This is a genomic window from Skermania sp. ID1734 (assembly GCF_007489285.1).
In the GTDB taxonomy this organism is placed as follows: domain Bacteria; phylum Actinomycetota; class Actinomycetes; order Mycobacteriales; family Mycobacteriaceae; genus ID1734.
Genome location: NZ_VLIY01000003.1, coordinates 154,723 through 166,700, shown reverse-complemented (window position 1 = coordinate 166,700; position 11,978 = coordinate 154,723). Strand labels below are relative to the sequence as shown.

The 11,978-nt window shown below is 64.3% G+C and carries 16 protein-coding genes; 4 read left to right on the top strand and 12 right to left on the bottom strand.

Annotated features, from left to right (window positions below):
• Positions 1 to 3 precede the first annotated feature (3 nt).
• On the bottom strand, positions 4 to 483 hold the full coding sequence (locus FOS14_RS04825) for a universal stress protein (RefSeq protein ID WP_143769143.1): 480 nt from the start codon (positions 481 to 483) through the stop codon (positions 4 to 6).
• Positions 484 to 581: 98 nt separating this feature from the next.
• Between FOS14_RS04825 and FOS14_RS04820 the strand changes: the two genes are divergently transcribed.
• Positions 582 to 2,315 (top strand): MFS transporter, encoded by a 1,734-nt coding sequence (locus FOS14_RS04820; protein WP_185981618.1) that lies wholly within the window; start codon positions 582 to 584, stop codon positions 2,313 to 2,315.
• Here FOS14_RS04820 and FOS14_RS04815 read toward each other — a convergent pair.
• Positions 2,306 to 2,968: a hypothetical protein gene (locus FOS14_RS04815; RefSeq protein ID WP_143769142.1), complete on the bottom strand. Its 663-nt coding sequence runs from the start codon at positions 2,966 to 2,968 to the stop codon at positions 2,306 to 2,308. The two genes, FOS14_RS04820 and FOS14_RS04815, sit on opposite strands and share 10 nt — an antisense overlap.
• Before the next feature lie 84 nt (positions 2,969 to 3,052).
• Between FOS14_RS04815 and FOS14_RS04810 the strand changes: the two genes are divergently transcribed.
• Positions 3,053 to 3,664, top strand: a complete 612-nt coding sequence (locus tag FOS14_RS04810) for a TetR/AcrR family transcriptional regulator (RefSeq protein WP_143769141.1) — start codon at positions 3,053 to 3,055, stop codon at positions 3,662 to 3,664.
• Between the two features lie 10 nt (positions 3,665 to 3,674).
• Positions 3,675 to 4,760, top strand: a complete 1,086-nt coding sequence (locus FOS14_RS04805; protein WP_143769140.1) for an S-(hydroxymethyl)mycothiol dehydrogenase — start codon at positions 3,675 to 3,677, stop codon at positions 4,758 to 4,760.
• 7 nt (positions 4,761 to 4,767) lie between these two features.
• Here FOS14_RS04805 and FOS14_RS04800 read toward each other — a convergent pair whose 3' ends face one another.
• From FOS14_RS04800 to FOS14_RS04790, 3 genes are read right to left on the bottom strand one after another with little or no spacing between them, the layout of a single operon-like run.
• Entirely contained in the window at positions 4,768 to 5,193 is a 426-nt protein-coding gene (locus tag FOS14_RS04800; RefSeq protein ID WP_143769139.1) for a pyridoxamine 5'-phosphate oxidase family protein, read from the bottom strand.
• 40 nt (positions 5,194 to 5,233) lie between these two features.
• Positions 5,234 to 5,665, bottom strand: coding sequence for a TA system VapC family ribonuclease toxin (locus FOS14_RS04795; protein WP_143769138.1), 432 nt, complete (start codon positions 5,663 to 5,665; stop codon positions 5,234 to 5,236).
• The gene (locus FOS14_RS04790; protein ID WP_143769137.1) at positions 5,662 to 5,892 is read right to left on the bottom strand and encodes a ribbon-helix-helix protein, CopG family; all 231 of its coding nucleotides are present in this window, start codon (positions 5,890 to 5,892) and stop codon (positions 5,662 to 5,664) included. Before FOS14_RS04790 ends, FOS14_RS04795 begins: the two co-directional genes overlap by 4 nt.
• 95 nt (positions 5,893 to 5,987) lie before the next feature.
• Between FOS14_RS04790 and FOS14_RS04785 the strand changes: the two genes are divergently transcribed.
• Complete coding sequence (locus FOS14_RS04785; protein WP_255450072.1) at positions 5,988 to 7,337, top strand: HNH endonuclease signature motif containing protein; 1,350 nt, start codon at positions 5,988 to 5,990, stop codon at positions 7,335 to 7,337.
• Here FOS14_RS04785 and FOS14_RS04780 read toward each other — a convergent pair.
• The 7 genes from FOS14_RS04780 to FOS14_RS04750 form a co-directional block, all read right to left on the bottom strand.
• Positions 7,334 to 7,780: a DUF350 domain-containing protein gene (locus FOS14_RS04780; protein WP_143769332.1), complete on the bottom strand. Its 447-nt coding sequence runs from the start codon at positions 7,778 to 7,780 to the stop codon at positions 7,334 to 7,336. The two genes, FOS14_RS04785 and FOS14_RS04780, sit on opposite strands and share 4 nt — an antisense overlap.
• 14 nt (positions 7,781 to 7,794) lie before the next feature.
• The gene (locus FOS14_RS04775) at positions 7,795 to 8,961 is read right to left on the bottom strand and encodes a glutathionylspermidine synthase family protein (protein ID WP_143769136.1); all 1,167 of its coding nucleotides are present in this window, start codon (positions 8,959 to 8,961) and stop codon (positions 7,795 to 7,797) included.
• A 3-nt stretch (positions 8,962 to 8,964) separates the two neighbouring features.
• Positions 8,965 to 9,450 carry a hypothetical protein gene (locus FOS14_RS04770; protein WP_143769331.1) on the bottom strand — a complete coding sequence of 162 codons (486 nt, stop codon included), beginning with the start codon at positions 9,448 to 9,450 and terminating at the stop codon, positions 8,965 to 8,967.
• A gap of 140 nt (positions 9,451 to 9,590) precedes the next feature.
• Positions 9,591 to 9,869 (bottom strand): acylphosphatase, encoded by a 279-nt coding sequence (locus tag FOS14_RS04765; RefSeq protein ID WP_143769135.1) that lies wholly within the window; start codon positions 9,867 to 9,869, stop codon positions 9,591 to 9,593.
• Positions 9,870 to 9,878: 9 nt separating this feature from the next.
• Positions 9,879 to 10,343: an OsmC family protein gene (locus FOS14_RS04760; protein ID WP_143769134.1), complete on the bottom strand. Its 465-nt coding sequence runs from the start codon at positions 10,341 to 10,343 to the stop codon at positions 9,879 to 9,881.
• On the bottom strand, positions 10,340 to 11,362 hold the full coding sequence (locus tag FOS14_RS04755; RefSeq protein WP_143769133.1) for a PHP domain-containing protein: 1,023 nt from the start codon (positions 11,360 to 11,362) through the stop codon (positions 10,340 to 10,342). The genes FOS14_RS04760 and FOS14_RS04755 overlap by 4 nt, the downstream gene beginning before the upstream one ends.
• The gene (locus FOS14_RS04750) at positions 11,362 to 11,943 is read right to left on the bottom strand and encodes a dihydrofolate reductase family protein (protein WP_143769132.1); all 582 of its coding nucleotides are present in this window, start codon (positions 11,941 to 11,943) and stop codon (positions 11,362 to 11,364) included. Before FOS14_RS04750 ends, FOS14_RS04755 begins: the two co-directional genes overlap by 1 nt.
• Positions 11,944 to 11,978: the final 35 nt, after the last annotated feature.

Below are 11,978 nucleotides of genomic sequence, written 5' to 3'. Positions count from 1 at the left end.
CGGTTACGGAATCACGATCAACGGACAGCACGGCCGCCGCGCCAGCCAGGACGGCACGGAACCGGTCAGGTGATGCAGCTTGCCCTCGGGCGCTCCGACCACCAGCGCATGCGCGTTGTTCTCGGCAGCGAGTTCGGAAAGCTTGCGCGCCGGATCGCCGGTCCGCTCGGCCACCTGAGCTTTGATCGCGGACAGGTCGATCATCTCGGACAGTTCCCGCTGCAACCAGCCCAGTAGCGCTTCAGAGTCGTCGTAGACGCCGGTCGCGTCGGGACAGCCGAAGCCCATGTCATAGCCCGGATGACTTGTTGCCACGAACGCAATCAGTAGCGGTCGACCTTCGTCGCGGGCCATCTCCGCCGCCCAGCGCAGCGCGCGACGGCTCGGCGCCGAACCGTCGTACCCGACGACGACGGGAGAACCGACGGCAGCAGGGTTCCCTTTCTCCCCCGGCGACGCGGCAGATGCCGCACCAGCAGTCATGACCGACTCCTAAATGGTTGTTTACTGCAAGTATTGAGATTACTTTGGTAGCAGGGCTCTTGCCAAGCAACACCCCCGATGAGCAAGGAAATTTTCCGATGACCGTCGCCTCGACTCGGGAACGCCTCACCCGCGATCAGCGAGCAGCAATTGCCACCGCCCATCCGCACTACAAGTGGATCGTGCTGAGCAACACCACGCTCGGCGGCCTGCTCGCCACCGTGAACTCCTCGATTCTGTTGATCGCCCTGCCCGACATCTTCCGAGGCATCTCCATCGATCCGCTCAGCCCCGGCAACACCAGCCTGTTGCTGTGGCTGATCATGGGCTACCTGCTCGTGACCGCGGTGCTCGTCGTCAGCTTCGGCCGGCTCGGCGACATTTTCGGCCGAGTGCGCATGTACAACGCTGGATTCGCTGTATTCACGGTCTTTTCGGTCTTGCTGTCAGTCACCTGGATGCACGGCACGGCGGCAGGCGTTTGGCTGATCGTCATGCGCGTTCTCCAGGGCGTCGGCGGCGCCATGCTCATGGCGAACTCGGCCGCGATCATCACCGACGCGTTCCCGGTGGACCAGCGCGGCCTGGCGCTAGGACTCAACCAGGTCACCGCGATCGCGGGCATGTTCGTCGGACTGGTGGTCGGCGGCGTCCTCGCGCCGATCCAGTGGCGCTTCGTTTTCCTTGTTTCGGTGCCGGTCAGCCTGTTCGGCACAGTGTGGGCCTACCTGAAGCTGCATGACACCGGCATCAAACAACCGGCGCGGCTCGACTGGTGGGGCAACGCGACGTTCGCCGTCGGATTGATCGCCGTGCTGGTCGGAATCACCTACGGCATCCAGCCCTATCAGGGCCACACGATGGGCTGGACGAACCCGTGGGTGCTGGGAGCCATCATCGGGGGCTTAGTGGTGCTTGCGGTGTTCTGCGTCATCGAAACCAAAGTTCCCGACCCGATGTTCCGACTCGGACTGTTCCGGATTCGCGCCTTCACGGCCGGCAACCTGGCGAGCCTGCTGGCCGCGCTCGGCCGCGGCGGGCTGATGTTCATCCTGATCATCTGGCTGCAAGGCATCTGGCTGCCGCGGCACGGCTACAGCTTCGAATCGACGCCGCTGTGGGCGGGTATCTATATGGTGCCGTTGACCATTGGCTTTCTGGTGGCGGGCCCAGTGTCGGGCTGGCTCAGCGACCGGCTCGGCGCCCGGTTGTTCGCCACCGGCGGGATGGTGGTGGCCGCGGCGACTTTCGTCGGGCTTATGGTGCTACCCGTCAATTTCAGCTATTGGCAGTTCGCGGTGCTGCTGTTGGCCAATGGTCTGGCGATGGGAATGTTCGCCGCGCCCAACCGCGCCGGGATCATGAACAGCCTGCCCCCGAACCGCCGGGGTGTCGGCGCCGGCATGAGTACGACGTTCCAGAACGCGGCGATGGTGTTGTCCATCGGCATCTTCTTCAGTCTGATGATCACCGGTCTCGCGCATACGCTGCCGTCCACGTTGTCGCACGGCTTGCTAGCCCAAGGAGTGCCCGCCGATAAGGCCGCGCAGCTGGCAGCCCTGCCGCCGGTGTCGGTGATGTTCGCGTCGCTGCTCGGCTACAACCCCATCGCGTCGTTGCTCGGCCCACACACGCTGGCCCAGCTACCTCCCGCCCACGCCAGCTACCTGACGGGCCGAGCATTCTTCCCCGAGCTGATCTCGGAGCCATTCGCACACGGACTGACGGTCGCGTTCGGATTCGCTATCGCGGCATGCCTCATCGCCGCGTTGGCATCGTGGCTGCGCGGCGGAAAGTACGTCTACACCGAACCGGACGAACCTCAGAGCTGAGTTCGCGCCGCCCAGTACGCGAGCAACCGGTAGCCGTCGGCCTGATGCCAGAGCTTCGCGCCCAGGTAGGTACCCGGCACGATCTGCACCGCCTCGTCGCGAATCCGGTTGATGGGCCACGGGTTGGTGCCGATGGTTTCGTAGTCCAGCACGAGCACCTGCGTCTCCGGAGCGACGACACTGGCTTCGACACGATTGAGCATGTCGAAACCCTCCCACCGGCCGTCGGTCCGGCGCAGTCGGTACGTCGGGGCGGCGATCGCGGTCATGAGCACTGCGGACGTTGTGACGGTGTTGGTGCCGCGCTGAGCCTGTTTGTCGAACTTCTTGCCCAGCCACGGCATAACACCCAGGCGGGTGGTCAGCAGCCGCAGCGGCGGAACCAGGACCCGGGCGGTCGTGTCCAGGCCGGCGTAGGAATCGGTCCAGCCCACGAGGATGCCCTCGGTCTGCCCGTCGACGTCGGCCGGGCCGCCGACCGCGAACAGCTCGGCCAGCTCGATCTCCGCCGAATGCGCGGGCAACCCGGCGCCGACCCGCTCGAACCATGCCCACGCCGCATCCTGAGCCGCCTGCGGATCGATCAGGGCAAGTTGCCGCAAACCCGAAACCCGCTCGGCTACCGAAGCTTTCATGGGGCTAGGCGCGGTCATTGCTTGCTCCTTTGCAAGTGGACTGAGACACGATGTTCACAAAGGGAATCATCATTCCGTTTTGGTGTCAACTATCCTTTCTAGGTGCCGACCTACGCCGAGCGTCGCAAGCAACAGCTTCATGCGGAGATCATCGATGCCGCATTCGATGTGTTCGCCGAGCGCGGATACCACGACGCCGGGGTCGCCGACATCGCCGCGCGAGTGGGCATCGGGCACTCCACCTTCTATCGGCATTTCGATTCCAAGCGCGAGATTCTCGACCAGGTCATCGACAGCGTCATCGAGCGAGCCACGGCCGCACTGGCTGCCGACAACGCGCCCGAGGCGGCGACCAATCTTGCCGACTACCGCGCCCAGGTCGAGCGCATCGTCGCGGCACTCGACGACATCACCAGCGACCTGCGTGTCGTGCGGATCGTGCTGATCCAGGCAGCCGGCGTCGACGCCGAACTAGAGCAACGGGTGTTCGGCCTGTTCGATCTCGCGGTGACCCTGACGGCGAGTTACCTCGACCATGGCCGCGCGCACGGTTACCTGCGCGCCGATCTCGACGGCACCGCCACGGCGCGGTCTCTCGTCGGGATGATCCTGGGCACCGCCATGCTGGGACTGAACCCCAACCTCGATCGCGCTGCACGCTCCCAAACCATGCACGAAGCGGTAAGAATGATGTTCGACGGTATCGCTATATAGGAGACGAATCATGGCGCGCACCGCACGCGGAGTCATAGCGAGAAGCGTTGGTGCGCCGGTCGAAGTGGCCGAGATCGTCGTGCCCGACCCGGGGCGGCACGACGTTATTGTCCGCGTGCAGTCCTGCGGCGTATGCCACACCGACCTCACTTATCGCGAGGGCGGCATCAACGACAGCTTCCCGTTCCTGCTCGGCCACGAGTCGGCGGGTGTGGTGGAGGAAATCGGCGCCGATGTCACCAACGTGGCCGTCGGCGACGTGGTGATTTTGAACTGGCGAGCCGTCTGCGGGCGCTGCCGGGCCTGCCGTCGCGGCAGACCGTGGTACTGCTTCAGTACGCACAATGCCAGCGTTCCAATGACTTTGAGTGACGGAACGGAGCTGACGCCAGCTCTGGGTATCGGGTCGTTCGCTGATTACACCTTGGTGCACGAGGGCCAGTGCGTGCGCATCGATCCGGACGTCGACCCGGCCGTGGTCGGACTGCTCGGCTGTGGCGTGATGGCCGGCCTCGGCGCCGCGATGCACACCGGCAACGTCGGTTACGGAGATTCGGTGGCGGTGATCGGCTGCGGCGGAGTAGGTGACGCGGCCATCGCCGGCGCCGCGCTGGCCGGCGCAACAACAATCATCGCCATCGACCGCGACGCACGGAAGTTGGAGTGGGCCAAGCAGTTCGGCGCAACACACACGATCGACGCCGGCAGCAGTGACGTGGTCGCGGCGGTTCAGGAACTGACCGGCGGCTTCGGTGCCGACGTCGTGATCGACGCGGTGGGCCGACCGGAGACCTGGAAACAGGCGTTCTATGCGCGTGATCTCGCCGGAACCGTTGTGCTGGTTGGCGTCCCGACGCCGGACATGCGAATCGACATGCCGCTGATCGACCTGTTTTCCCATGGCGGGGCGCTGAAGTCGTCGTGGTACGGCGACTGCCTGCCGGAACGTGACTTTCCCATGTTGGTGCAGCTGTACCGGCAGGGCCGGTTGCCATTGGAAAATTTCGTGACCGAGCGGATCGGACTCGATGATGTCGAGACCGCGTTCGAGACCATGCACCGGGGCGAGGCATTGCGCAGCGTGGTCGTGTTGTAAGTGGTGTCTAGACGGCTCCCAAATCGGCGGAAAGCCAGTTCTCCGGCCGCATGTAGATGACCAAGTGCTCGCCGAGTTGAGTCCGTTCGTACTCGAGAAAGCCCTCGACCTTGTCCGGCGGAACGTACCTCGTCGCCATCTCTCGGGCCAGATCCGGGCTGTCCGCCACAGTCTTGGTGACCGGTCCCTCCACTGACACGTAACGCACCGTCGGCTCCATCCGCTCGACCATGAGGCTGAACCGGCCTGCCGCGGCAATCGCGCGCGCCTTGCGCGAGGCCGGCCCGGTGCGCACGCACAAGTCGCCGCCAGGCTCGTACAGGTACCAGATCGGGATAGTGAGCGGTCCACGGTCTGGTCGTTCGATCACCGATAGGGCGCCGATGTGCGGTTCGGCCAGGAATTGTTCGCGTTCGAGTGCAGAAAGTGGCATGTAGCCGACGGTAGCGAAGGGCACCGACATTTAGATGCGCTCACGCAGCCGCCAACGGGTTGATCCAGGTCAATCCTGGAAAGCGGGCGAAATCGCTATCCGCGGAGCAGACGGCCACGCCGTGCTCTATCGCTAACGCCGCGAGATGAGCGTCGCTGACGAGGTTTCCGCGCAAGTCACCGTCTAGGAGTAACTGCCGCAACGTGATCGCATGCCGGTCGGTCGGGACAGGAATCCACGCGACCGGCGCATCCAGCCAATCGGAGATGAACGACCACGCCTCATCCGGACGTAACGGCGCAGCGGAAGCCCGCGGATGAGTCGCGATGCGCTGGAACGCAATAAGCGATTGCCATGGGAACCCAACCCGCGTCGGTCCGCTCAGGGCGGCCTCGAGCCAATTCTTCGCTGGCAGGTGGAATTGGCTGTCGGCGTCGACGGCATACAGCAGGATGTTCGCGTCGACGATCACGTGCGCTCGTTTCCATCGAGGTACTCGATTGCCTCGGCGACGTTTGACACGTCGATCGATATTCGCAGGCGATGAGTGCGCTGCCGAAACGGCTTCGCGGCCGGTTGGCGTCCGATCCCGGCGCGCGCCAACTCGTTCACGGCTTCACTGAGTCCGATGTGCCGCTCGCGCCGCAGTTGTTCAGCGGCCGCGAGCACATCGTCATCGAGACGGACGGTGGTTCGCATGGAAATCAGCATACGCATCCCTGATGCTGACCATATTGAATCACTGATGCAAATTGGGCTAGACAGATGACCTTCATGGGTCTAACGTAGAACATATGTTCGATATGGTTGCCAGTAAGCCCCTCGATGCTTCCGTGGTCCATGCAGCGGTCAAGCAGCTCGCAAATCTCGATCGCGATGTGACCGACGCGGCGCGGATTGACCTGCTCAACGCGCTCGAGCACGCGAAGAGCGCGTGTGCAGCCGCTCAGGCCCGTGTCGCCGCAGATCTCGACCGATCGCGACAGGAAGAGCGCGCCGCATTAGGAGTGCCACCGGAACGGCGCGCTCGTGGAATCGCGTCCGAGATCGCGCTCGCCCGGCAGGAATCGCCACATATGGGCGGTTTGCATCTCGGCATGGCCCGTGCGCTCGTCCACGAAATGCCGCACACACTGACGCTTCTGGAACGGGGGGTACTCAGCGAGTGGCGGGCGACGCTGCTGGTCCGGGAAACCGCGTGTCTTACGAGGGAAGATCGCAGCACCATCGACGAACGTCTCTGTTCGGACGCCGCGACGCTCGGCAAACTCGGCAATCGGGCCCTGGTAGCGAGAGTCCGCCAAGAGGCCGCCCGACTCGACGTCGACGCTCTCGTACGCCGGGCCAGCAAGGCGGAAGGCGATCGACGGGTCACGTCTCGACCGGCACCCGACACGATGGCCTACCTCACTGCACTGCTGTCGGTGAAGCAGGCGGTAGCCGTGCAGGCGGCGCTCGGTCGAGACGCGGACGCGATCCTCGCCCAGGGAGATCCCCGAAGCCGATCCCAGATCATGGCCGATCTGCTCGTCGAGCGCGCCACGGGCATCAGTAGTGCCGACGGCGTCCCGGTGACAGTGAACCTTGTTATTTCCGACCGCGCGCTCTTCGAGCAGGGTGACGACGCCGCCTACGTTCACGGCTACGGCCCGATACCGGCCGGACTGGCACGCCTGTGGGCCAAGGGCGCCGTTACCGATGACGAGGTTCTCGCCGAACTGCGCCGGGTGTACGCCAATCCGTCCACCGGGGCGCTGACAGCGATGGAATCGAAGTCGCGGTGTTTCCCGAAAGCGCTTGCGCGGCTGATCGATACTCGTGACCGGACCTGTCGCACGCCGTGGTGCGATGCTCCCATTCGCCATCGCGATCACATCACCGCCGTGGCAGAGGGCGGTCCGACAACTGCAGACAACGGAGCGGGACTGTGCGAACGATGCAACTACGCCAAGGAAGGCGAGGGATGGAACGCAGCAACCACCACTGCTGACGAGGCTGAACTGCACAGTTACGAGATCATCACACCCACCGGACACCGATTCCGTACGGAAGCGCCGCCGTTACCAAAACCCATGCCGCTAAGCCCGTTCGAGGTCTACAGCCTCCCGGAATCGATACTCCTCGAATACGTGGAGGCCGCTTAGAGAATCGCGACGGCGACGATGAGGCCAAGGCTGACATGAGCAGCGGCGACCACCCACACGTCCGGCACGTAAACGTCCGACGCAAGCACGTCACCGATCTCGATTCCGGTGACGAGCTCAACCAGACGAACCGAAACAACCTGCGCCGCAATACCTATCAAACCGAATATGAACGCGGCAAGCAGACCTTCGGCAAGTTTGCCGGAAGAGCTGTATATGGCCAGCACGACGATCAGCGCCATGCTCACCATTCCCGAGGCAGAGACGATCACGGCGTTCGGCTTGCTCGACCGCACCAGGTCGCGCAGCTTGCCTGGAGTGGTCAAGTCGATGGCGTAGAAGCCGATGATCATGAGCACCAGGCCGACAATCGCGTACAGCACAATCGCCGCGGCGCCGTGCCCAATGGTGTTGAAGTATCCCGACTCCAGCGCCAGGTTCATCACAGTGTCTCCGTTCACTTCTGCGGTATGCGGTGTGGGACGAAGGCAGCGCCGTCGTCGGTAATGAGTCCAGCAGTCTCGCGGATTCCCAGACCCGCCGACGAGTCGCCAACGATCCACGCGCCCAACGCCGGACGCATGTCATCGAATTCCGGGAGAGGGTCGAGAAGTTGGTAGACGTAGCCCTCCGCGCCGTACACCCCGCCGGTAGCAGTTTCGAGGCCGGCGCCGACGATGGTCATGTTGGCACCCTCGCGGCCGAGCTTGGGTTTGCGCACATACTCGGTGAGCTCATTCGGCTGGTCGATATAGGCGGGCAACAGGTTTGGATGGCCCGGGTACATCTCCCACAGGACTGCAAGGATGGCCTTGTTGCTCAGCAAGGTTTTCCACAGCGGCTCTATCCACATCGTGGCCGGCAGACTGTCCACGGCTCGCTTGCCGAACTCGTCGTCGAGCACCCATTCCCACGGGTACAGCTTGAATATCGCCGAAATCGGGCCATCTTCGAGATCGACGAAGCGCTCCAACGCGTTATCCCACCCGACGTCCTCGATGGCGAGCGCGATCGTGTCGAAACCTGCCTCTGCCGCCGTTTCCTGGATGTACGCAGTGGTCAGGTTGTCCTCGCCCGAGGCATCCGCCCCAGACCAGGTGAAGTGCAACTCGGCAGAGGGCAATACGTCACGCAGCTCGCCCCAGCGCTCGACCAGCTTCTCGTGCAACGAATTCCATTGGTCGTCACCCGGATACAGATCGGTGAGCCAGTGCCACTGCAGAATCGACGCTTCCAGCAGCGACGTCGGCGTATCGGCGTTGTACTCGAGCAGCTTCGCTGGGCGACGACCGTCGTAGCGCAGGTCGAAACGTCCGTACACGTACGGGTCGGAGCGCCGCCACGATTCGGCGATGTGTTCCCAACTCCATTCCGGGAGGCCGAAATCGCGGTAGCGCTCCGTGAGCACCACCTGTTCCACGGCATGCAGGCACATCGAATGCAACAGTTCGACGTCGGCCTCAAGCGCGAGGATTTCGTCCATGTCGAACTCGTAGTGCACCGACTCGTCCCAGTACGGTCGCCGCCCTCCGCTACCGTCCCGTGCGGGATCGCCGTACACCAGCCCCTGGGCTTGGACGATCGATTCCCAGCCCCGGCGCGGGGCCCGCCGTACTCGCCGCATCAGCTACGAACCAATCTTTCCGATCTTGCTACCGAATCCACCGCGCTGAATGACAGTTCCCGACTTCGTCTTGACATCAACGCCTTTCGGCAGCACAGTGCTGCCGCCCGTCGGCCGTTGCCCGATCGTGGAGTTACCGCCGTAGTAGTAGCGGTACTGATGTCCGCCGAAGATGAAGATGCCGCCCATGCCCGGACTGCCCGAGCAGTAGTGATCGTCGACCACCACTTCTTGACCGTTCTCATCACGAATACAGTGCGCGGTGACCGTATCCGGCCGCGAGCTCACATAGATCAGGGCGACAACACCGACCACCCCGACCACCGCGGCGCCCCCGATCAACCGCCGATTTCGCTTGCGCCGCTTCTCATCTGCGGCGGCCTTGGCGGCGGCGAGCTCCTCTTGCCTCCGAATAGCCTTGTCACGCGCGCGAGCCTCTGCGACCGTTGGCGGGCGCGGGCGGGTGACGCCGGGTTCCTGTCGGCGGATACGTCCGGGAGAGGGAGCAGGCGACTCGGGCGCCGGCACCGGCGGTTTCGGCTCCAGAGCAGGCGGCTCAGGCGTTGGCTCGGGAGCAGACGGCTGCTGCGGTTCCGGCGCATCACCCGGCTCTTCGGGACCACCCACCACTAACGCTCCTCGAAACCGGTCATATCGCCTTTCGCGTTGCCATAGCTTTCCACAACGAGGTCGACATGTCCCGGCGGGTTGTCCGAACGCAGCAGCGCCAGCAGCTTGTCGCATTGCTCGCGCGACCCTTCGGCTACCACCAGCACCCGGCCGTCCGAGGTGTTGGTGGCAGTGCCGGTCAAACCGAGTTCCAGTGCTCGCGACCGCGTCCACCACCGAAATCCGACGCCCTGCACACGACCGTGCACCCAGGCCGTCAGCCGAACATTCTCAGGCATCGATCATTCTCAGGCATCGATATCGAAGGTGAGCGTCACCTTGGCGCCGGCCTTCAAGGTGCGCCCGACGGTGCACACCTTGTCCACTGCGCGCTCGACGGTCGTCAGCAAGCGATCGCGTGCGGCCTCGTCGAGTTCGCTGAGATCCAGTTCCAGCACCTCATCGATCTGCGGGTACACCTCCTGGTCCCGATCCGCCGCGCCGGACACCCGCACTGTCGCGTCGTAGTTGTCGCCCAGTCGCCGAGACAGCGGAAAGTCCGAGCTCATGCCGGTGCAGGCGGCCAGCGCGATCTTGAGGAGCTCTCCCGGGGTGAAAACGCCCTCGGTGTTCTCCGACCCGATCAGCACCTCAGCCCCCCGCGAGCTGCGACCGGTGTAGCTGCGGGTTCCGGTGCGTTCCACCCACAGTGTGGTCGCCGGCGCGACCGCCACCCCGTCGTTTCCAGCACCCGATTCGGCCTGTTCAGTCATGTCTCGATCGTGCCACGTGTCCATTCGAGCAACCGGTCGAGGGGCCACGTGTTGATCACCCGTTCAGCCGGGACTCCGCAGTCGTATGCGCGCTCACATCCGTAGCCTTGCCAGTCGAGTTGCCCCGGCGCGTGCGCATCGGTGTCGATCGAGAAATGGCAGCCGACGTCGAGCGCCAGCGACATCAACCGTCGAGGCGGGTCCCGGCGTTCCGGTCGCGAGTTGATCTCCACCGCGGTCCCGAACTGCCGGCAGGCCTCGAAGACCACTTCGGCGTCGAACGTCGATTCCGGCCGGGTTCCACGCCCGCCGGTCACCAGCCGGCCGGTGCAGTGTCCCAATACATCCACGTGCGGATTGGCGACGGCGTACACCATCCGTTTCGTCATGGTGGCCGAGTCCGCCCGCAGATTCGAGTGCACACTCGCCACCACCACATCAAGCTGACCGAGCAAATCCTCGTCCTGATCCAGGCTGCCGTCGTCGAGGATGTCCACCTCAATGCCGGTCAGAATCCGAAACGGCGCCAGTTGCTCATTGAGCTCGGCCACCACGTCGAGCTGTTTGCGCAGCCGATCGGCCGACAGCCCGTTCGCCACCGTCAGCCGCGGCGAATGATCCGTGAGCGCGCAATACTCGTGGCCCAAACCCGCTGCGGTGCGCATCATCTCGTCGATCGGGCTGCCGCCATCGGACCAGTTCGAGTGCGTGTGCAGGTCGCCCTTCAGCGCCGCTCGCAATTGCCTTCCCGCAGCACCGATTTCGTCGGCGTCGCCGCGCAGCTCGCGCAGGTAGGCGGGCACCTCGCCGGAATACGCCTCGGTGATAACCCGGGCGGTCTTCGGTCCGATCCCGGTGAGGGCCGTCCAATCACCAGCCTCGCGATGAGCGGCGCGCTCGGCTTCCGACAGCCCGGAAACCACGTCGGCGGCCCGGCGGTACGCCTTGACCCGGTGCGTTTCCGCGCGCGAGCGCTCCAAGTAGTAGGCGATCTCCCGCAGCGCCGATACCGGATCCATTACCTGCGAACGTATTTGATGAAGGCGACCCCGTCGTCGAACACGCGGCTGGTGCTCACCCGGAACCGCACCGGCTCCGGCAATCCGCCGGCGTTGCCGAACAGGCCACGACCGCCGCCGAGAACCACCGGGTAGAGCTTGAGGAAGATCTGGTCGATCTCGGGCAGCAGGTGGTGGGCAAGTTCGCCGCCGCCACACAGCCAAATCCCCAGCCCGGACCGATCCTTCTTCAGCTCGCGAACCCGCTCCAACGGGTCGTCGTTGATCATCTCGATCGCCGGATCGGGGCTTTCCAGCATCGTCGTGGACACGACGAACTGGCGCAGATGCGCATAGGGGCTCACGGTCCCGGTCTTGACGCCGAAGTCGTGAGTTTTCCGACCCATGAGCACGGTGTCGAAAGTGATGTTGGGACTGTCGATTCCGCGTGCCTCGCGGACCTTGGTCGGCAGGGTCTCGGGATATTGCGACGTGATGGCGGGGCCATGATCACCCCCGACCGGGAAGAAGTCGACGGAGCCGTCCTCAGCGGCGATGAATCCGTCAATCGTCGAAGCTACGTAGTAGGTCAGTTTCCGCATACCGTCCTCCAGTCGACCTCGCGCGGGGCAGACGT